This window comes from Streptomyces sp. NPDC043896, from assembly GCF_056435605.1.
Window position 1 is genome coordinate 381,063 of the sequence record NZ_JBWKEE010000005.1, and the last position, 19,835, is coordinate 400,897.

Below are 19,835 nucleotides of genomic sequence, written 5' to 3' on the forward strand. Positions count from 1 at the left end.
TCACCATGGCTATCAGCGTCATTGTCGGCGGCGGCCGGATTCTCTTTCTGGAGGCTCTTGTCGAGGCCCTCCGGTCGGCCGGCGGCATAGAGGTCGTCGCTGCGGGAACCGAGCCCCAGCAGGTCCTATCACTTGTTCACCGGCATTCGCCCGATGTCGTTCTGCTGGAGGAAACACCGGTGCGCGATGACGTACTGCGTCTCGCATCGGCGGTACGGGCCCGAGTGCCCGCCTGCGGAATCGTTTTGATGATGGCCGGAAATCGCCCTGCGGTGGTGGGGCGGGCCATGGCCGCCGGAGTGCACGGCATCGTCCCGACGGACACGGGCCTGCCCCGGCTCATCGCCACCCTCAAGGGCGTGGCGGCCGGCTGCGTCACGATGGCCCCGTCGCTGGCGAGCGGGGTCATGGGCGGCCTCGGCGCCGAGGTCCCGCTGAGCGCCCGGGAGTCGCAGGTGCTGCGGCTCACGGCGGGCGGGGCCACCGTCAAGGAGATCGCGGCGGAGCTCTACCTGGCGGCCGGCACCGTACGCAACGTCGCCTCCGCCTCCATCAAGAAGCTCGGCGGCCGCAACCGCTTCGACGCGGCCCGCATCGCCGTCGAACAGGGCTGGATCTGAGGCCGCGCCGGGCACGTGCCGTGACGGCCGGCAGGGTCCGCGACGGCGAACACGGCGAACACGGCGAAGGGCGCCCGGGATTCCCGGGCGTCCTTCGCCGTGTTCCGTTCCGCCGTTCCGCCGTGTTCCGGGCGCCGTCCGCCGATACGGCGTGCTCCGTCCGCCGTCCGCCGTCCCGGCTTCTCCCCGGCGGGAGTTACGCCTTGCGGCCCGCCCGCAGGCCCGTGACCGCTCCGGCCGCCCACAGCACGGCCGCGCAGCCGATGCCCGGCACGCTCTGCCAGACGGTCTCGGTCGCCCCCGGCAGCAGCGTGGCCAGGGCCGCGAGGCCGACGGTGGCGATCATCGCGGTGCCGACCACCCGCAGCACCGGGGCGCTCAGGCTCCGGGCCATCGGGAAGAAGTGCGCCCCGACCACCAGTGCCGACCAGGTCAGCATGAGCTCCGGCCGGTGCAGGGAGTTGCGTATGAAGCCGTTGCCCACCCCGAGGGCGACGGCCTGGACGATCACCACGGTGATGAACTTCGGCCCGCCGGCGGGCGCGGGCTTCACCGGGAGGCCCTTCTCCCCGGCCGGGGTGCGCCGCGCCAGCAGGAAGAGGCGTACCACCGCGGCCGCGCTCGCGGCCAGCAGGACCAGACCGCCGGCCAGTACGGCGGGCCGGGCCGCGCCGCCGACGGCCGGCTGGCCGAGGGAGAACCACATCAGCCCGAAGGCCGTGCCGATCAGCGCTCCCCTGCCGCCGTTGCGGAGCTGCTCCCGCCGGGTGCGGAAGACGGGGCGGGGGGTGGTCTTTTCCACGGGTGCTTCCTCCTGATGTACGTGGGTTCTACATCTTCTCGCAGCGTACGCACCGGTCCGTCCCACGGGGGCCGGGGCAGCCCGGCTAGCGGAAGAGACCGGCCAGTTCGGCCTTGAGGACCTTCCCGGTGGGTCCCACCGGGAAGGCCTCGGTGAAAGCGATCCGGCGCGGGTACTTGTGGCGGGCCAGCCGCCGGCCGCTCCACGCGGTGATCTCCTCGGCCAGGCCGGCGCCGGGCCGGACGCCCGGCGCCGGCCGCAGGACCGCGCAGACCTCCTCGCCGAGCACCTCGTGCGGGACGCCGACGACGGCGGCCTGGGCCACCGCCGGATGGTCCAGGAGGACTTCCTCCACCTCGCGCGGGTAGACGTTGTAGCCGCCGCGGATGACGACGTCCTTCTTGCGGTCCAGGACGCGCAGGTAGCCGTCCTCGTCCCGCGACCCGATGTCCCCGGTCCGCAGCCAGCCCTCCACCAGCACCTCGGCGGTGGCCTCCGGGCGGCCCAGGTAGCCGGCCATCAGGTTGTGGCCGCGTACGACGATCTCCCCGCGCTCGCCCGCCGCCAGCAGCCGCACCGGGCCCTCCCCGGCGGCGGCGATGCCGACCTCGACCCCGGGGATCGGCAGCCCGACGGTCCCCGCCCGGCGCGGCAGCCCCGGCTGGTTGTAACTGACGCTGGGCGAGGTCTCGGTCAGCCCGTAGCCCTCGTACACGGGGGCGCCCAGCACCTCCTCGACCCGCCGCAGCACCGCCGGGGGCAGGGAGGAACCGCCCGAGTAGGCGCGCTCCAGCGGCGGCCGGCGCGGATCGCGGGCCGCCGCCTCCAGCAGGGCGTGGTACATCGTCGGCACACCCATCACCACCGTGCAGCCGTGGGTGACCATCAGGTCCAGCGCCCGGGCCCCGCCGAAGCGGGGCATCAGGACGAGGGTGGCCCCGGAGTGGAAGCACACGCCCATCCCGCAGATCTGGCCGAAGGTGTGGGACAGCGGCAGCGCGCCCAGCAGCACGTCCCGGCCGTCGAACGCGAACGGGGTGCGGGCGGTCGTGGTGATGTTCGCCAGCACGCTGCCGTGCGTGAGCATCACGCCCTTCGGGGTGCCCGTCGTACCGGAGGTGTAGAGCACCACCGCGAGGTCCTCCGCAGCACGCGGGACCGGCCCGGCGACCGGTTCCGACCGCCGCGCCTCCCGGTCCAGGGCGGGCAGGCCCGCGGCGGCCGGCTCCCCGTCGGCGTCGACGGTGAGCAGCGCGGTCCCGGCGGCCCGCGCCGCCCCGGCCGCCTCCGGCAGCAGGGGGCCGGCGCAGACCAGCGCCCTGGCCCCGGAGTCCCGCAGCACGTGCCCGATCTCGGGGGCCCGGGAGTGCTCGTGGACCGGTACGACGACGCAGCCCAGCGCCAGCGCCCCGTAGTAGGCCGCCGGGAAGACCGGCGTGTTGGGCAGCAGCAGCGCCACCCTGTCGCCGGGCCCCAGCCCGTGCGCGCGCAGCGCCGCCGCGTACCGGCGGGCGTCCGCCCACAGGGCGGCGTACGTGTGGACCTCGCCGCCGAAGACGAGCGCGGGATGCCCGGGCCGCCGGGCCGCCGACGCGGCCAGCACGGACGCCACCGAGGAACGGCCGGCGGTGCTCATCCCGCGGTCCGCGGCAGGCCGAGCTCCAGCCAGACCGAGTCCAGGGCCTCCGCGAACTTCTCCACCTCGGCCGCGCGGTGCACCGCGCCGGGTGCGATCCGCAGGATCTCCTCGCCGGTGCGCACGCTCGGGGCGTTGATCGCCTGCACGTAGATCCCGTAGCGCTCCAGCAGCAGCGCCGAGGCCTCCTTGCAGGCCGCGTCCTCGCCGATCAGCACGGACACGATGTGCGACTGGTCGGAGAGGAAGGGTATGCCCTTCTCCCGCAGCAGCCGGTGCAGCAGGCCGGCGTTGCGGTGCAGCGCGGTCCGCTCGGCCTCCGAGTCCACGAGGTGGCGTACGGCGGCCAGCGCGCCCGCCGCGACCGCGGGGGGCAGCGAGGTGGTGAACACGAACGGCCGGGACAGGGTCCGTACGGCGTCCACGAGGGCCGCCGGGCCCGCGATGTAGCCGCCGGCGGTGCCGAAGCCCTTGCCGAGGGTGCCCATGACCACGTCGATGTCGTCGGCCAGGCCCTCCCGGGCCGCGATGCCCGCGCCGCGCGGCCCGTACATGCCGACCGCGTGGACCTCGTCGAGGAAGACCGTCGCCCCGTACTTCCGGGCGATCGCGGTGACTTCGCGGAGCGGCGCGACGTCGCCGGACATCGAGTACACGGACTCCAGCACGATCAGCTTGGGCCGCTCCGCGGGCTCGGCCGCGATCAGCTCCTCCAGGTGGGCGGTGTCGTTGTGGCGGAAGATCCGCTTGGCGGCGCCGCTGTGCCGCAGCCCGTCGATGACGGAGGCGTGGTTCAGCTCGTCCGAGAAGACCACGCAGTCCGGGACCGCGCCGGCGATCACCGTGAGGGCGCCGTCGTTCGCGGTGTAGCCCGAGGTGAACAGCAGGGCCGCTTCCTTGCCGTGCAGGGCCGCGAGTTCCTCCTCCAGCCGCACGTGCACGTGGTTGGTGCCGCCGATGTTGCGCGAGCCGCCGGAGCCGGCGCCGAACCGGTCCAGGGCCTCCCGCATCGCCGCCATGACCTTCGGCTGCTGGCCCATTCCGAGGTAGTCGTTGCTGCACCAGACGCTGATCTCGACAGCGTCCTCCCGGGTGCCGCCGCCGGAGCCGCCGCCGGTGACGGCGCTGGGGAAGCGCCCGGCCCGGCGGCCGATCTCCAGGAACTCCCGCTTGCCGGCGTCGGGCACGGCGGCACGGTCGGCGAAGAACGCCAGGTGGGACTGGTGGTTCACGGTGGAAACGGTCACGATGACAGCTCGCTTTCTTCGGAGGTCGAGGACTCGCCGGAGAGCGCCGCGTCCCGCAGGCGCCGCAGGTCGGGTTTTCCGGAGTCGGTCAGGGGGAGTTCGGGCCGGAAGGTGATCCGCCCGGGTACGTGGGCGGGGGAGAGGACCGAGGCGACGTGCCGGCCCAGGTCCTGCGGCCCGCAGGGGACGCGGAGCACCACGGCCGCGTGCACGGCCTCGCCGGCGACGGGGTCCGGCAGCCCGAACACCGCGCAGTCGGCGACGGCGGGATGGGTGAGCAGGGCCCGTTCCACCTCGGCGGGACGGACCTTCACCCCGGCCGCCTTGACGACCCGTCCGATCCGGTCCACCAGGTGCAGGTAGCCGTACGCGTCCCGGTACCCGAGGTCCCCGGTGCGCAGCCAGCCGTCCCGCAGGACCTCCGCGCTCCCGGCGGGCGCACCCTGGTAGCCGCTCATCACGTGCGGGGAGCGCACCAGGACCTCCCCGGTGGCGCCGTACGGGACCTCCTCGACGGAGCCGGGGGCGGCGATGCGCACCTCCACCCCGGGGAAGGGCCGGCCCACGCTGGAGCGCAGCTCCTCCTCGAAGTGGTCGAGCTGGTCCAGCACCGTGATCCGGCCCGCCTCGGTGGAGCCGTAGCACTGCACCAGCGAGGGGCCGAACACGCGGAAGGCCTCGGCCAGCCGGGCCGGTGAGGCGGCGCAGCCGCTGTAGACGAGCTGGCGCAGCGTGCCGAGGCGGGCCCGGGTCACGTCGGGGTGGTCGATCAGCCGGTACAGCTGGGGCACGGTCAGGTAGGTGCGGGTGATCCGCTCCGCCCCGAAGGCCGCGAGCACGCCGGCGGCGTCGAAGCCCTCGTGGACGACGAGGGAGCCGCCCGAGGCGAGGACCACGTCCGCCATGACGGCGACGGTGTGGCTCGTCGGGGTGACGACCAGCATCCGCTCGGGCGGCCGCGCCTCCAGCCAGGCCGAGTCGAGGAGCACGAGCCCGTTCCAGGCGGCGAAGGACTGCCGCACGCCCTTGGGGCGGCCGCTGCTCCCGCTGGTGTACGTGATCACCGCGCAGTCGGGGGTGAGCGCTTCGGGGCCGGGACCGGAGTCGTGCGCGGCCCCGGCCGGGCCCGGGCCGGTGTCGTACCCGGTGTCGTGCCCGGTGTCGGGACCGGCCGGGTCCAGCACGGTGACGGCCAGTGGCCCCGGCAGCAGCCGGGCGAGCTCGGCGCCGCGCCCGGCGTGCGCCGGGTCCACGGCCAGGACGCCGGCCCCGCACTCGGCCAGGAGCGCGGCCTGTTCGGCCGCCGGGAGCGCCAGGTCCGAACCGGGGTTGGTGGAGCGGACGTACACGACGGTGGCGCCCAGCAGGTGGGCCGCGTACCGGGCGGTGAACGTCAGCGGGTGGTTGGCCCCGGTGAGGATCCCCACCGTCGAGCCGCCGCCCGCGCCCGCCGCGCGCAGTGCCGCGCGGGCCCGGTGCACGGACCGGATGAGGGCGGCCCCGTCGAGGGAGCCGGCCCGCCAGTGGATGCGGGGTTCCCCGGGAGCCCGGGCGAATGCGTCGAGCATCCGGGCGACGTAGTGCCCCTGCGTAGTGGATCGTCCGGTCACGCCATTCCGTTCCCTGTGAAGACGGGTCTCCCGCATGCTCACCCGCGGGAAAGGCCCGTACAAGGAATTCGGGCGGGGTGCTGACACGGATCACGCCAGGTCGTGACAGATGTCATTCCAGGCCCCGTTCCGGAAACGCACTCTGTCAAGGCGCGCGCGTACGCGTAAGCCCCGCATGACGAATGTCACGGAGCGGCGTGACCCCTGTCAGGGGGAATGCCGGAACTCTGGCGGAGAACGAATCGATCCGGCCATGATTCTTCTCGTCCGGCCGACCGGCTGGAAACGAGAAACAGTGAAAAGGAATTCACATGGACAAGAACCTGGGCACCGAGGACTTCGCTTCCTTCGAGCTGGAGGAGCTGGAGGTCCTCGACGTGGCCGACGGCGTCGCCCTCCCCGAGATGGGCGCCTCCAGCGGTGACTGGCTGTGCTGCTCCTCGTCCTCCTCCTCGTCCTGCTGCTGACGAAGGACCCAGGACTCAGGAACACCTGAGCAAGGCGCCCCGCCCCCCGTCGCCTCCGGCGGTGGGCGGGCGCCTGCCCGGCGAACGAGAGGTGACAGACATGCGAAGCGCCCCGAACGAGCGCACGATCGGCCTGCGCTTTCATGCGCAATCACCGATCGCTCCCCACTGGATTTCCCGGGTGATGGTGCCGGTACTGCGATCCCTGCGGATCGAGCACAACGCTTCCGTCGCCTATCTGGGCCGGGGCTGGAAACACGGCCCGCACATCGACCTGATCGCGCGCGGCCCGAAAGGCATTCCGTGGGAGGAGATATCCCGGAACATCGACTGGCGTACCGGTGAACTCCCCGACCCGATGACCGGGGAACAGTACCTCGCGCAGGCCCGAGAACTGGGCCGGCTGGAACGCGTCGAGCCCCCTTACCTTCCTCTGCACCCGCGCGGCACCCTCCAGTGGCTCGACACACCGCCCGGTCCGCGCCGCCCCGAAGCCCTCGAAGGCGCGCGCGAACTCGCCCTGACCCGGATGTCCGCCCCGCTGGCCCGGCTGCTCGGCCTCGCCGACGGCCCCGGCGCGGCCGTACCCGTGACGGCGCTCGCCGAGGCCTTCACCGCCCTGTGCACGGCCCACCCCGGCGGTCCCGCGTACGGGGTGTTCTCGCTGCGCTCCCACGCCGAGGCCTTCCTGCACTGGGCGGGCGCCACCAAGGACCCCCGCCCCTCCTTCCGCCGCAGGCTGGCCGCCGACGCGCCCTCGCTGCGCGCACTCGTCGAGCGTGCCCGCGACGGCGGCGAGAGCGCCGCCGCATCCGAGTGGCGGGCCGCGTTCGCGTACGGCATGGGCGTCTTCGACACCCTCGCCGACCGGGGCGACCTCAGTGCCGCCCTGCTCGACGAACTCGCGCCCGCCCTCGACCGCGAGAGCACCCGCCCGCCCGGGGCGACCGGACCGGCGGGCGAGGGCCGCAGCGCGTTCCACGCGACCGTCGCCGAGAGCCGGCTGACGGACGACACCCCGGCCTGGTTCGCCTCGTACCGGGTGCTCATCAACCTCTTCTACAGCCGGCTCCCGCTGCTCGGCGTCACCCCCGTCCAGCGCTACTACCTGTGCTTCGCCGTCGCCGAGACCGTCGACGAGGTGTACGGCGAGAGCTGGCGCGAGCGCCTGGACCGCGCGTCCGGCAGGAAGGCGGCGGCGTGACCCCGATGACCTGGCCCGACTCCGACTCCGACCACGGCTCCTTCGGCTCCGGCCCCGACTCCGGCTCCGGCCGCACCACCGGCTCCGGCGACCCGGAGCTCGCCGTCGAGGTCCGCGGGCTGCACAAGGCCTACGGCGCCCGCGTCGCCGTGGACTCCGTCGACCTGGAGGTCCGCCGCGGCGAGGTCTACGGGGTGCTCGGCCCCAACGGCGCCGGCAAGACCACCACCATCGAGATCCTGGAGGGCTTCCGCCACCGCACCGGCGGCACCGTCCGCGTCCTCGGCCAGGACCCCGGCCGGGCCGGCCGGGAATGGCGCGACCGCATCGGCATCGTCCAGCAGAGCGGCACCGACCACGAGGGCTGGCGCGTCGGCGAACTCGTCGAGCAGATCGGCCTGACCTACTCGAACCCCCTCCCCGTCACCCGGGCCCTGGAACTGGTCGACCTGGCCGACCGCCCCAAGGCCCTCCTCGGCTCCCTCTCCGGCGGCCAGCGCCGCCGCCTGGACCTGGCCCTGGCGGTCGTGGGCCGCCCGGAGCTGCTCTTCCTCGACGAGCCGACCACCGGCCTCGACCCGGAGGCCCGCCGCGACTGCTGGGCCATGATCGAGCGGCTGCGCGCCGAGGGCACCACCGTCCTGCTGACCACCCACTACCTGGACGAGGCAGAGCGCCTCGCCGACCGCGTCGCCGTCCTCGCCGGCGGCCGCGTCCGCGAGGTCGCCCCGCCCGCCGAACTCGGCGGCACCGGCGCCGGTACGGAGGTCTCCTGGCGGGAGGACGGCCGCGTCCGCACCGTCACCACCCCCGAGGTCGGCCCCGTCCTGGAGGAACTCCGCGACCGGCTCGGCGCCGACGTCCCCGGCCTGGAGATCCGCCGCCCCTCCCTGGAGAGCCGCTACCTCCGGCTGATCGAGGACGCCCGCGAACACCCCCGCGAAGACCACCCACGCGAAAGGAGCAGGACCCCATGACGCCCACCCCGTCGGCCGCGGACCTCGCCGCAGCGCCCGTCCCGGCCGCCCCGGCCGGCATCCCGGCCGCCCGCGGGCCGCTGCCCGGCGTCGTCCGCACCGGCCTCCTGCGCGCCCGCGCCGAACTGCGGGTCTTCTTCCGCAACCGCACCGCCGTCGCCATGAACATGGCCCTGCCCGTGATGCTGATGCTGCTCTTCGGCTCGGTGTTCACGATGAAGGCCGGCGACCACACCGTGCCCATGCACGACGTGGTGGTGGCCGGCGTCCTCGCCTCCGGCATCATGTCCGCGGCCTTCGGCGTCCTCGCGACCGGCATCGCCCTGGAAAGCGGCGACGGCTCCCTGAAGCGGCTGCGCGGAACGCCCTTCGCGACGGGCGGCTACTTCCTCGCGAAGACCGTCCTGGTCCTCGTGCTGGCGGTCCTGCAGTCCGCCGCCGTACTCGTCCTGGCCGTCGCCGTGTTCGACTTCCCCCTCCCCACCGACCCCGCCCGCTGGGCCACCCTGGCCTGGGTGTTCCTCCTCGGCACGGCGGCCACCGCCCTGCTCGGGATCGCCGTCGGCTCCCTGATCACCGACCGGCGCACCATCACCGCCGCCGTCCAGTTCCCCTTCGTGCTGCTCCAGTTCGTCTCCGGCGTCTACTACTCCTTCTCCGGCCTGCCCCACACCGTGCAGCGGATCGGCGCCCTCTTCCCGCTCAAGTGGATGGCCCAGGGCATGCGGGCGGCCCTGCTGCCCGAGGACATGGCCGCGCTGGAACCCGTCCACGACTGGGAACTGGGCCGCGTCGCCCTCGTCCTGACCGCCTGGATCGCCGGCGGGCTGCTGCTGAGCATCGCCGCGCACACGTACCGGACCAGGAAGGACTTCCGGTGACCGTCACCGAAGAGCGCCCCGCCGCCACGCCGGCCGCCGCCGGGGCCGAGACCACCGAGCCCGTCTGGATGCTCCGCGTCAACCCGCTGCGCCGCACCCGCCTCGCCGACCCCGCCCTCGCCGCCGCGCTGGAGGAACTGGCCCGCGCGGAGGGCGCGCTGGCCGCCGCCTCCACCGCGTGCTGCGACACCCTGTACGAACTGATCGGCGCGGCCCCCGCCGACGAGCGGGCCGCGCTGGTCGCCGTACGCCGGGCCGTGCACAACGACCGGGTGCCCGCCACCCTGCCCGACCCCGCCCCCGCGGAGTTCCTGCGCTGGCTGGAGCTGCGCCTCCTGCGCGACGGACTGCTGGCCGGGGCGGCCGCCGGACACCCCGGCGCGCTGGAGCGCGAACGCGGCACCCTCCGCGGCCTCCTCGGCGACGAGGACCTGCTGCGCTCGCTCGCCCTGCTCGCCCCCGAGGTGCACCGGGCCGCCGTCCGCTACCGCGAGGGCACCCTGTCCCGGGCCGCCAAGTCCGAGCGCGGCCTGCTCCAGTACGTGACCCGCGCGATGATGCGTACGAGCCCCCTCGCCCGGTTCACCGCCGTCGGACTGGCCGTCCCCTCGCCCGAGGGCACCCCGCCCGAGGAGGCCGGCTTCCCCGGCGCCCGCTCCTTCCCCCACCTCGACCACGCCATGCTCGGCTACGTCGCCCGCGCCGCCCGCCCCGGCACCCCGCCCGGCCCCGGCACCTGGGTCCGGCAGTCGCCCACCCTGTCGCCCGGCCCCGAGCCCGACCGGATCTCCTTCGTGAAGGCCGGCGAGGACAGCACCCGGCTGCTGTCGACCGCGCTCACCCCGCCGCTGCGCCGGCTCCTGGACGCCACCGACATGGGCCCCCGTACCGTCGCCGCCGTCGCCGACGACGTCTCCCGCGCCCTCGGCCGCACGCCCGAAGAGGCCACCGGCCTGGTCCTCGGCGCCCTCGGCGCCGGGGTCCTGTGCACCACCGACGGCCCCGAGGACTGCGCCGCCGACCCCCTCGACGGAGCCCCCGAGGGCGCCGCGCTGCGCGAGGCGCTGGCCGGCCTCGCCGACGCCGGACACGCCCAGCGGGCCGAGGCCCTGCGCCGCGTCGACGGCCTCACCTCGGAGCTGACCCGCCGGGCCCGCCGCCCGGCCGCGCTCACCGTCTCCGAGGACTACCTGCTGGCCCCGATGCTGGTCGACACCACCGGCCACACCCGTCAACTGGCCGACCTGGCCGACACGATGGAGTTCCTGTCGGTCTTCGACCGGCTGCACGACATCCGCGCCGTCCTCACCGACGTGTTCACCGAACGGTTCGGGCACGGCGCCTCCGTACGCCTCACCGACCACGCCCGGCCGCTCGTCCGCGCCGTCAACGAACGGGTCGTGGCCGGCTGCGCCACCCTCGCCCCGCTGCGCCTGCTGCGCACCCGCCTCCTCGGCGAGATCCGCGCCGGCCTCGCCGGCCGGGACGCGGACACCCCCGAGGTCGTCTGGCCCGCCGGACACCTCGCCGCGCTGGCCGCCCCGCTGCCCGACCGGTTCCGGCAGGACGCCATCGCCTACACGGTGCTCGTCCAGCCCGACGCCGGACGGCTGGTGTTCAACGACTCCTACCCCGGCCACGGCATGCTCTACGGCCGGTTCCTCGGCCACGACGCCGGACTCGGCGGCCGGGCCCTGCCCCGGCTGCGCCGCCGCCTCCTGGAACGGCACGCCACCGGCGCCACCGTCCCGGCGGAGGACCGGGGCCTGCACGGGGTCAGCGTCAACGCGCACGCCCCCGTCCTCGACACCCGGCTGCACGCCGACGACTGGTACGGGATGCGGCTCGTTCACGACCCGGACCTCGACCGGCTGCACGTCGAGGACGCCGACGGCCGCCCGCTGCACGTCCTCACCCTCGGCACCGGCCACCCCGAGCTGCTGCCGCCGCCGCTGCGCCTGGCCAACTGGCTGGTCAGCGGAGGCCGGCTGCTGCCCGACCTGGGCATGCCCGGCGGCCTCGGCGGCTCCGGGCACACCCCCGGGGAACCGCTCGCCGGGGTGAACACGCCCCGGCTGTGCGCCGGTTCCGTCGTCCTCCAGCGCCGCCGCTGGTACCCGGACGCGGAATTCGACGAAGCCGTGCGGGGGACCACCGGCGACGCCGGCCGGATGCTCGCGCTCACCCGCTGGCGCGCCCGCCACGGCGTCCCCGCCGAGGTCGTCCTCAAGCCCGAACCCGTACGGGCCGTCGCCGACCCGGGCGCGGGCCGGTCCAAGGACCGCCCGCGCAAACCCCAGTACGCCGACCTCACCAGTGCCCTGCTCACCCGGGCGCTGCCCCGCTTCCTCGACCGCGACGGCAGCGGATACCTGGAGGAGGCGCTGCCCTCCGCCGGAGCCTCGCCGCACGCCTACGAATGGGCGGTCGAGATCAGCCGGCCGTCCGGCGGACGGTTCACCTACACCCGGCCCGGCCACGGGCCCACCGACGACCGGGCACCCGTACGGAACCCGCACACCATGGACCAGGAGGACCGATGAGGACCAGGCTTCGCCCGGCCGTGCACTACGCACCGGTGCCGGACGGCGTGTACTTCGGCGCCGAGGGGACCTCCTTCGTCGTACGCGGCCCGGCGGCGCTCTTCCGCGTGGCCGACGTGTGCGTACCGCTGCTGGAGGAAGGCTCCGACGAGGACTCCCTCGTCGCCGCGCTCGGCGCCGAAGCGGCCCGGCCCGTCGTACGCAGGCTGCTGGACACCTTCCGCGCGCAGCGGCTCCTGCTCGACCTCGACGCCCTCGGTACGCCCGAGCCCGACGCCGCGACCCGCGAGCGCCACCGCGACGTCCTCGCCGACCTGGAGACCCTGCTCGACGACCCGTACGCCGCGTTCGCGCGGCTGCGCGCCGCCACCGTGCTCGTCTCCGGCCCCGCCGCCTTCGCACTGCCCGCCGCGCGCGGGCTCGCCCGAACCGGTGCCGGGCGGCTGGTGCTCGCCGTGCCCGACCCGGAGGCCGTCGCGGGCGCCGCGGCGCGGCTCGGCGCGGAGGTCCTCGCGCTGACCCCCGACGGCGTCGACGCCGATGCCGACGCGGCCGTCGTCTGCGCCCCGGGCGACCTCCTCGACGGGGTGCTGGCCCGGCAGGCCGCCCGGCTGCCGGAGCACTGCGCGGTCGTACCGGTGCGCCAGGACGGCCACTTCCACCTGGTCGGCCCGCAGGCGGTCGGCGCCCCCGGCCGCCTGGAGGCCGTCGCCGCGCGGGTGGCCCGCTGGGTGAAGACCCCCGGCGTCCGGCCGGGCGCCGCCGCCGACGCCCTCGCGGGGGCCCTCGCCGGACAGCTCGCGTACCGGGTGCTGACCGGCACCGCCGGAACGCCCGGGGACACCGCGTACGTGGTGCACGGCGCCGAGCTGAACGCCACCCGCGTCGACCTCGCCGCCCCGGCCCCGGCCGCGCCCGCGGCCGGCCTCGACGAAGCCGTCGCGCACGTCCAGGCCGTCGCCGCGCCGTGGACCGGCCCCTTCGAGCTGGTCACCCCCGAGAACCTGCCGCAGCTGCCGCTGGGCATCGCCGAGGCCGAGCACCGCGACGGCCGGCCCGGCTCCGTCGCCGCCTGGGGCGGCAACCAGCGGGCCTCCTCGGTGGCCGTGGCCCTCGCCGCGCTCCGCGCCCAGTGCGACCCCGCCCCGGGCGGAGTCGGCGCCGCCGCCACCACCGAGGAACGCTGGCTGCTGGACGGCTCGCTGCGGCTCCTCGCGGAGCGGGCCCTACCCGCCGACGGGGTCCCCGCGTTCGGGGAACTGGACACCGCCGCGCGGGTGCTCTGGCGGACCCTGGAGGACCACGAGCTGCTGTCCGTCGAGCCGGCCCTGTTCCGGGTGCCCGGCGTCGGCTGGCCGCTGGCCCGCGTCCGCGACCGCGCCTCCGGCGAGGAACTGGCCTCCGCCTGGGGACCCGACCCGGCCCGCGCCGTGCTCGCCGCGCTCAGCACCGCGCTGACCCGCGTCCAGACCCGCCGGATCCGGGGCCGCGAGCTGGTCTCCCCGGCCCCGGACACCACCCTGCTGCTGCACGCCGCCGACGCCGAGGTCACCGCCCTCGCCGCGCAGACCCGGCAGCGGCTCGTCCCGCACGGCACCCGCGCCGCCGACCCGCTCGCGGGACCGACGCCGCTGTGGTTCGGCACCGTGACGGAGGCCGCCGCATGACCACCGTGACCCCGGAGAACGCCCCGGCAGCCCAGGACGCCCCCGCCCCGGTCCCGGCCGCGGCTCTCACGCCGGCCTCCGGCGCCGCCCCGGCCCCGGCCGCGGCTCTCACGCCGGCCTCCGACGCCGCCCCGGCCCCGGCCGCGGCTCTCACGCCGGCCTCCGACGCCGCCCCGGCCCCCGCCCGGCGCCTCGCCCGCGCCGCCGGGCTGCCCGAGGAGGCCGTCGCCGTCCACACGGGCCCGTGGGACCTCGCGCGCGAGACGGCCCTGTACCGCCGGGCCCGCGCGGCGGCGCAGCCCTACCTCTCCGTCCGCCTCACCGGCGACGAGGCCCAGGTCGGCCCGCTCTGGTCGCCCGGCACCGACTCCGGCTGCCCCGGCTGCGCCGAGACCCGGGCCCGCATCGCCGTCGACCACCCGCTGACCGACCGGCTGGAGCAGCCCTGCCGCACCGGCCGCCCGCCGCTGCCGTACCTCGCCGAGGCGCTGGAGGCCCTCGCCGGCTCCCTCGGGGACAGCCCGCTCGCCCCGGGCGAGCTGCTCTTCGTGAGCGGTGACGGGGTCTCCCGCCACCGGGTCCCCCGCACCTTCGACTGCCCCGTGTGCGCGGAGCCCGCCGCCGCCCCCGACCCGGCGGCCCGGCCGCCCCGGCTGGTCCTGGACGACCCGCCCGCCTCGCCCGACGACCCGGTGCGCGGCACCGGCGGCGCCGGACTGCTGGCCCCCGGCGCGCTGCGCCGGCGCCTCGTCGACCCGCGCTACGGGCCGGTCCTCCAGGTCATGCGGGACCTCGACGCCCCGTACGCGATGAGCAACGCGGTACTGCCGGAGTCGCCCGCGCACGGCTACGGGCGGGCCCTGACCTTCGACCGGGCCGAGTCGGTCGCGGTGCTGGAGGCGTACGAGCGCATGGGCAGCTTCCCGCACCACGGGCAGGTCCTGACCGGCCTCGCCCACCGGGACATCGCCGACCACGCACTCGACCCGGCCACGCTGGGCACGTACACCGAGGAGCAGCTCGCGCACCCGCTGTCGCGGGTCATCCCGAGCACCGCCGACACCCCCATGGACTGGGTGTGGGGCCACGACCTCGACACGGGCGAGCCCGTGCTCGTCCCGGCCGAAGTGGGCTTCTACCGGTACGAGTACCTGCACCGCCACGACCGCCACGGGGCCCGCCGCGACCACGGTCCGGAGCGCCGCCGCAGCCACTTCCCGGACTCCTCCAGCGGCTGCGCGCTGGGCTCCGGACTCACCGAGGCGGCCCTGCACTCCCTGCTGGAACTGGCCGAGCGCGACGCGTTCCTGATGGCCTGGCACCGTGCGGTGCCGCTGCCGGCCATCGACCCGGCGAGCCTCGCCGACCCGGTGTCGCGGCGGCTGCTCGACACGATCGACATCCACGGCTACGACGCCCACCTGCTGGTCATCACCCACGACATCGACATCCCGCTGGTCTGGGCGCTGGCCGTCAACCGCACCGGCGGGCACCCCGCCAGCTGGTCGGCGGCCGGCTCGGGCGTCGACCCGGAGTCCGCCGTCCGCGCGGCCCTGTGGGAGCTGACCCAGATGGTCACCCGGCCGCCCGGCGACCCCGAGGCCGGCGCGGCGATGGCCGAGGACCCCTGGGCCGTCGACGTCCTGGAGGACCACGTCGACCTGTACAACCGCCCCGAGACGCTGCCCCGGGTCACCGCCGTCCTCGGCGGGCCCCGCGTCGCCCTCGCGGAGGCCTTCCCCGACTGGCCGGACCGGATCGTGCGCGCCGCCGGCGGCACGGTCCGGGGCGCCCTGGACTTCGTACGGGAGCGCTTCGCGCGGGCCGGCCTGGACCGGATCGTGCTGGTCGACCAGTCCACCCGGGACCACACCGACCTGGGCGTCGCCGTCGTCAAGGCGGTCGTGCCGGGGATCCTCCCGATGTGCTTCGGGCACAGCCAGCAGCGCCTCGCCGGGCTGCCCCGGCTCACCGCCGCGCTGCGCGGCACCCCGCAGGAGCACCGGAGCGCGCCCTACGACCCCCACCCCTTCCCGTGAGAGGCGCCCCTTCGATGAGCACGTCGACGGCACCGGACACCCTGTCGCGGCGCGTGCTGCGCTACGCCCACGCGCAGGGCACCGGCCGCTCCCACTTCCCGACCCCGGCCCAGGTGGCCGAGGCCGCCGGACCGCTCCCCGAGAGCGCGGCGGGCACCGCCCGCACGCCGCTGCCGTACGGCACCTCGGAGCTGCTGGAGGACGCCGCCTTCCCGGCGGGCCGTCCGGTGCGGAACGCGGACCGGCCGCTGGAGCGGGCGCTGCTGGCCGCCTTCGGGCTCCAGCGGGCGGAGCTCGCCAACCCCTACTTCGAGCACCGCTCGCTGCCCTCCGTACGCAGCCTCTTCCCGGTGCAGGCCTTCGTCACCGGGACGGGCCGCCCGCAGGTCCTGGACGTGCACCGGCACGCGCTGGCCGCCCTCGCGGGGGCACCGGCCGGCGAGGGGCCGGGGCGGATCCTGCTGGCCGGCCGGTACACCCGGCTGCCCGCCTTCTACGGACCGCTGCGCGGCACCCTCACCGAACTGGAGCTGGGCATCTCCCTGCGCTCGCTGGCGGTGGGCCTGGAGCTGTTCGGCCTGGACGGGCGGCTCACGCTGCCGGCGTCGGGCGCCGGGCTGGCCGCCCTCGGCCTCTCGGAGCGCGAGTGGTCCTGGCCGCTGACCGTCGACCTGGCCGCGGACGGCCGGGTGACCCCGGCGGCCCCGCCGGCCGCCCCGCCCGCCCCGCCCGCCGCCGCCCCCAAGGCCCCCAAGGCCCCCACGGCCCCCACGGCCCCGGAGCGGCCGGGTGCGGCGGCCCCCGCCGACCCCTCGCTCGACGAGGTCCTGGCCGTCAACCGCGCCCAGGCGGCCCTGCCCGCCACGGAGGCGGCACCGCTCGGCGCCGCCATCGCCTCCGGCGCCGCCGCCCGGGACCTGAGCTGGGCCGAGGTGCTGTGGGAGCGCGGCTCCGGCCGGATGCCGCGCGGACTCACCGGCATGTCCGGCCGGCTCCGCCGGGTCCCCGGGGGCTCCCTGACCGGGGCCGCCGCCTGGGCGGCCGTACCCCCGCCGGGGGAGCTGCTGCGCAGGGTCGCCGAGCGGGTCCGGGTGACGGTCGCCGTCCAGCACACCGAGGGCTTCGAGGACGGGGTCCACCGCCTCGACGGCGGCCGGCTGCTGCCGCACCGGCCGGGCCCGGGAGCCCTGGCCGCCCTGGAGGCCGGCTACGGCTACCGGCTCGCCCCCGGCAACGGCTGCGACGTCCGGCACGCCTCGGCCGTCTGGTTCTGCTCCGTGCGCCAGCACGGGCTGATCGCCGAACTCGGCCCGGGTGCCTGGACCCTGGCCCAGTACGCGGCCGGCTGGATCACCCAGGGCCTGTGCCTGAACGCCGCCGCCCACGGCCTCTACGCCCGCCCCGCGCGGGCCTTCGACACCCTGGCCGTCCAGCGGCCCCTGGGCCTGGACCCCGACGAGACGGTGCTGCTGTCGGTGATCAGCGGAACACCCCGTTCCACCGGACTCCCCCTGGATCTGAGGCTGTGAACATGAACTGGACCTCCTGGCACCTGCACCTCGCGGCGGCGGACCGGTCCCTCGGCGACCGGGTCGTCACCGACGTGGTGGGCCCGGCCATGGCCGAAGTCCCCTCCGGTACCTGGTTCTTCATGCGCTACTGGCAGGGCGGCCCGCACATCCGGCTGCGCGTCCGGGACCTGCCGGCCGCCCGCCGCGCCGCCCTCGCCGCCGAACTCGCCGGCCGGCTCGCCGACGCGGGCCGGCTGCTGCCCGGCGAGGAGCCCCTGGACCCGGCCCGGTTCGCCGTGCAGTCCCGGCGGCTGTCCGAGGCGGGCGAGGGCGGGACCCGCGTCGAGGAGCGCGACCTGGTGGCGCCGGGCGTGTACGAGAGCCCGTACGCCCCCGAGTACGACCGCTACGGCGGCCCCGCCCTGATCGGCGTCTCCGAGGACCTCTTCGCGACCTCCAGCGAGCTGTGCCTGGCCTTCCTGCGCACCCGGCCCGGCGACAAGGCCCGTACGGCCCTCGCCCTGCGGGCCACCGCGAGCGCGGCGTCCGTGCTGGACGCCGCCCGCTTCGCCGCCTTCGGCGCGAGCTCCTGGCACGACTGGGCGCTCCGCGCCGGGTATCCGGCGGCCGCCCTCACGGCGCTGGAGGCGGAGTGCGCCACCGCCGCCGACCGGCTCACCGCCGCCGGCCAGGACCTGGTGGAACGGGCCGTCTCCGCGCCCGGCCCGCTGCGGCCCTGGCAGGCCGCGCTGTCCGGGGCCGTCGCCGACCGGCTGGGGCCGGACGGGGCGTACACGGCCCGGATCGTCTTCTCCCACGTCCACATGCTCCACAACCGGCTCGGCCTGAGCACGCTCGACGAGCTGCGCAGCTACCTCCTCCTGGCCCGCCAGGCGCGGGCCGGCGCCCACCACCCCGTACTTCTCCCGACCGCAGCGAGGACGGCATGACCCCCTTCGGCACCCTTTCCCAGCCGGCCTTCACCGCCCTCGGCCGGCTCACCGCGGACCCCGCCGCCTTCCGCGCCGCCCCGCCGGCCGAGCCGCGGGTGTTCCGTTCCCCCGGCGGGTTCGCGGACCTCTTCGGCTGGGCGGCGCTGGACTCCGCGCTCGCGGCCGGCGGCCGCCGGCTGCCCGACTTCCGGGTGATCCGCGACGGCGCGCAGATCGCCGACCAGCGCTACACCCGGGCCACTCTGATGTACGCGGACGCGCCCGACGTGCGCAAGACCTCCGGCGAACTCGCCGAGGGCGCCTCCCTGGTGATGCAGGGCCTCCAGGAGTACAGCGAGCCCATCGCCCGCCTCAGCGGGCGGCTGGCGCACGACGTCTCGCGTCCGGTGCACGTGAACGCGTACGTCACCCCGCCCAAGTCCCAGGGGTTCGCCGCCCACTTCGACCCGCGCGACTCCTTCATCGTGCAGGTCGAGGGCACGAAGGTGTGGACCCTGCGCGAGCCCGTGCTGCCCGCCCCGCTGGCCCACGAGTCCTGGGACCGGCTGCGCGAGCGGGGGGAGTGGACCACCGCGCGGCTGGACGCGATCGAGCCCTGGCAGGTCGTCACCCTGGAGCCGGGCGACGTGCTGTGGCTGCCGCGCGGCTGGGTGCACTCCGCCCGCAGCGAGGGCGTGTCCTCCCTGCACCTGACCCTGAGCCTGACGGCGTGGACCGAGCACTGGGCCGTCGGCGAACTCCTGTCCCGCGTCGTGGAGGTCCCCGGCCGTACGACGTTCCCGGCGGACTTCGTACGCGATCCCGGTACGGCCGTGGAGGCGGTGGCGGACCTGCGCCGGGGGCTGGCCGACTGGTTCGCGGAGAGCTCCGACGAGGAGATCGCGGCCCTGCTGCGGACCGCCGCGCTGGGGGAGTTCCCGGCCCCGCTCCGCCAGGTGTCGGCGGTGCTGGCCGGGGACGGCATCGGCGCCGACACCGTGTTCACGGTGCACCGCGAGGCCGTCCTCAGCGCCGATGCCGACGCGGACGGGGAGCGGCTGCTGCTGCGGCTGGCCGACCGGGTCCTGACCCTGCCGGCGGGCGCCGCCCCGGTCCTGGGCGAGCTGCTGGGGCGCGAGCGGTTCACGCCGGCCGAGCTGCCGGTTCCCGAGGACGTGCTGCGGCTGCTGTGGCGGGAGGGGCTGCTCTCCCGCGCCTGACCCGGCCCTCAGGCCCCGCGCCGGGCCGGGCCTTCCCGCCCGCCCCCGCGCCCCGTCTGCCCGGGACCGGCGGGCTTCGTCCGCCCCCGCCCCGGCCCCGTTCCCTCTGCCCGCCCCCGGCCCGACCCCGCCCCGCCCCCGCCCCGAGCTCCGTGGGCCGTGCGATCCCCCGCGCGCGGCTCACGGCCCCTTCTTCCCCGAGGAGTTCCGCCGTGAAGCCCAAACCCCTGATCACCGCCGCCCTGGTGGTCGTCCTGACCCTGGCCGCCGTCATCGCCATCGGCGCGCTCCCGCACGACGCGCAGCCGATGCCGCGCATCCTCGTCCTGGCCGCCGGCATCACGGGGGTGATCCTGACGCTGCGCCCGTCCCGCCGCACCCGGTCCTAGACGAGTAAGTCCGAAGTCTTCGGGTGCATGAAGCGAGGGTCTCGTTGATCCGTTTGTGACGACAGATCTCGAAACCCTCGCGACAGCACT

General features: G+C 76.0%; 16 protein-coding genes. 12 read left to right on the forward strand and 4 right to left on the reverse strand.

Going from position 1 to position 19,835, the window contains the following annotated elements; genetic code table 11:
• The first annotated feature begins 251 nt into the window (after positions 1-251).
• Positions 252-620 carry a response regulator transcription factor gene (locus AC069X_RS10100; protein WP_478726966.1) on the forward strand — a complete coding sequence of 123 codons (369 nt, stop codon included), beginning with the start codon at positions 252-254 and terminating at the stop codon, positions 618-620.
• A 196-nt stretch (positions 621-816) separates the two neighbouring features.
• On the opposite strand, the gene AC069X_RS10105 is transcribed toward AC069X_RS10100, so the two are convergent.
• The 4 genes from AC069X_RS10105 to AC069X_RS10120 all read right to left on the reverse strand — a co-directional run bounded on the left by AC069X_RS10105 (position 817) and on the right by AC069X_RS10120 (position 5,915).
• Positions 817-1,422 carry a hypothetical protein gene (locus AC069X_RS10105; protein WP_478726968.1) on the reverse strand — a complete coding sequence of 202 codons (606 nt, stop codon included), beginning with the start codon at positions 1,420-1,422 and terminating at the stop codon, positions 817-819.
• 85 nt (positions 1,423-1,507) lie between these two features.
• Positions 1,508-3,058, reverse strand: coding sequence for an AMP-binding protein (locus AC069X_RS10110; protein ID WP_478726970.1), 1,551 nt, complete (start codon positions 3,056-3,058; stop codon positions 1,508-1,510).
• Positions 3,055-4,290: a 5-aminolevulinate synthase gene (gene hemA / locus AC069X_RS10115; protein WP_478727026.1), complete on the reverse strand. Its 1,236-nt coding sequence runs from the start codon at positions 4,288-4,290 to the stop codon at positions 3,055-3,057. The genes AC069X_RS10110 and hemA overlap by 4 nt, the downstream gene beginning before the upstream one ends.
• An 11-nt stretch (positions 4,291-4,301) precedes the next feature.
• The gene (locus AC069X_RS10120; protein WP_478726971.1) at positions 4,302-5,915 is read right to left on the reverse strand and encodes a class I adenylate-forming enzyme family protein; all 1,614 of its coding nucleotides are present in this window, start codon (positions 5,913-5,915) and stop codon (positions 4,302-4,304) included.
• Between the two features lie 311 nt (positions 5,916-6,226).
• Here AC069X_RS10120 and AC069X_RS10125 point away from each other — a divergent pair, with 311 nt between their 5' ends.
• From AC069X_RS10125 to AC069X_RS10175, 11 genes are all read left to right on the forward strand, one after another.
• Positions 6,227-6,382 (forward strand): thiazolylpeptide-type bacteriocin, encoded by a 156-nt coding sequence (locus AC069X_RS10125; RefSeq protein ID WP_478726973.1) that lies wholly within the window; start codon positions 6,227-6,229, stop codon positions 6,380-6,382.
• Positions 6,383-6,482: 100 nt separating this feature from the next.
• Positions 6,483-7,586, forward strand: a complete 1,104-nt coding sequence (locus AC069X_RS10130; protein WP_478726975.1) for a hypothetical protein — start codon at positions 6,483-6,485, stop codon at positions 7,584-7,586.
• A gap of 5 nt (positions 7,587-7,591) precedes the next feature.
• Complete coding sequence (locus tag AC069X_RS10135; RefSeq protein ID WP_478727028.1) at positions 7,592-8,563, forward strand: ABC transporter ATP-binding protein; 972 nt, start codon at positions 7,592-7,594, stop codon at positions 8,561-8,563.
• Positions 8,560-9,444: an ABC transporter permease gene (locus AC069X_RS10140; protein ID WP_478726977.1), complete on the forward strand. Its 885-nt coding sequence runs from the start codon at positions 8,560-8,562 to the stop codon at positions 9,442-9,444. The genes AC069X_RS10135 and AC069X_RS10140 overlap by 4 nt, the downstream gene beginning before the upstream one ends.
• Complete coding sequence (locus AC069X_RS10145; RefSeq protein ID WP_478726979.1) at positions 9,441-11,987, forward strand: lantibiotic dehydratase; 2,547 nt, start codon at positions 9,441-9,443, stop codon at positions 11,985-11,987. The genes AC069X_RS10140 and AC069X_RS10145 overlap by 4 nt, the downstream gene beginning before the upstream one ends.
• Positions 11,984-13,654, forward strand: coding sequence for a hypothetical protein (locus tag AC069X_RS10150; RefSeq protein WP_478726981.1), 1,671 nt, complete (start codon positions 11,984-11,986; stop codon positions 13,652-13,654). The genes AC069X_RS10145 and AC069X_RS10150 overlap by 4 nt, the downstream gene beginning before the upstream one ends.
• Positions 13,651-15,693, forward strand: coding sequence for a TOMM precursor leader peptide-binding protein (locus AC069X_RS10155; RefSeq protein ID WP_478726982.1), 2,043 nt, complete (start codon positions 13,651-13,653; stop codon positions 15,691-15,693). The genes AC069X_RS10150 and AC069X_RS10155 overlap by 4 nt, the downstream gene beginning before the upstream one ends.
• Before the next feature lie 14 nt (positions 15,694-15,707).
• Positions 15,708-17,222 carry a hypothetical protein gene (locus AC069X_RS10160; RefSeq protein ID WP_478726984.1) on the forward strand — a complete coding sequence of 505 codons (1,515 nt, stop codon included), beginning with the start codon at positions 15,708-15,710 and terminating at the stop codon, positions 17,220-17,222.
• 2 nt (positions 17,223-17,224) lie between these two features.
• Positions 17,225-18,154, forward strand: a complete 930-nt coding sequence (locus AC069X_RS10165; RefSeq protein WP_478726986.1) for a thiopeptide-type bacteriocin biosynthesis protein — start codon at positions 17,225-17,227, stop codon at positions 18,152-18,154.
• Positions 18,151-19,356, forward strand: coding sequence for a JmjC domain-containing protein (locus AC069X_RS10170; protein WP_478726988.1), 1,206 nt, complete (start codon positions 18,151-18,153; stop codon positions 19,354-19,356). Before AC069X_RS10165 ends, AC069X_RS10170 begins: the two co-directional genes overlap by 4 nt.
• A gap of 212 nt (positions 19,357-19,568) precedes the next feature.
• Positions 19,569-19,745 carry a hypothetical protein gene (locus tag AC069X_RS10175; protein WP_478726990.1) on the forward strand — a complete coding sequence of 59 codons (177 nt, stop codon included), beginning with the start codon at positions 19,569-19,571 and terminating at the stop codon, positions 19,743-19,745.
• The last annotated feature ends 90 nt before the right edge of the window (positions 19,746-19,835 follow it).

Bases quoted from the DNA above. Each gene is read 5' to 3' on its own strand.
- AC069X_RS10155 (WP_478726982.1), top strand. From the start codon at position 13,651: ATGACCACCGTGACCCCGGAGAACGCCCCGGCAGCCCAGGACGCCCCC.
- AC069X_RS10165 (WP_478726986.1), top strand. From the start codon at position 17,225: ATGAACTGGACCTCCTGGCACCTGCACCTCGCGGCGGCGGACCGGTCC.
- AC069X_RS10130 (WP_478726975.1), top strand. From the start codon at position 6,483: ATGCGAAGCGCCCCGAACGAGCGCACGATCGGCCTGCGCTTTCATGCG.
- AC069X_RS10125 (WP_478726973.1), top strand. From the start codon at position 6,227: ATGGACAAGAACCTGGGCACCGAGGACTTCGCTTCCTTCGAGCTGGAG.
- AC069X_RS10110 (WP_478726970.1), bottom strand. From the start codon at position 3,058: ATGAGCACCGCCGGCCGTTCCTCGGTGGCGTCCGTGCTGGCCGCGTCG.
- AC069X_RS10100 (WP_478726966.1), top strand. From the start codon at position 252: ATGGCCGGAAATCGCCCTGCGGTGGTGGGGCGGGCCATGGCCGCCGGA.
- AC069X_RS10140 (WP_478726977.1), top strand. From the start codon at position 8,560: ATGACGCCCACCCCGTCGGCCGCGGACCTCGCCGCAGCGCCCGTCCCG.
- AC069X_RS10160 (WP_478726984.1), top strand. From the start codon at position 15,708: ATGAGCACGTCGACGGCACCGGACACCCTGTCGCGGCGCGTGCTGCGC.
- AC069X_RS10170 (WP_478726988.1), top strand. From the start codon at position 18,151: ATGACCCCCTTCGGCACCCTTTCCCAGCCGGCCTTCACCGCCCTCGGC.
- AC069X_RS10135 (WP_478727028.1), top strand. From the start codon at position 7,592: ATGACCTGGCCCGACTCCGACTCCGACCACGGCTCCTTCGGCTCCGGC.
- AC069X_RS10150 (WP_478726981.1), top strand. From the start codon at position 11,984: ATGAGGACCAGGCTTCGCCCGGCCGTGCACTACGCACCGGTGCCGGAC.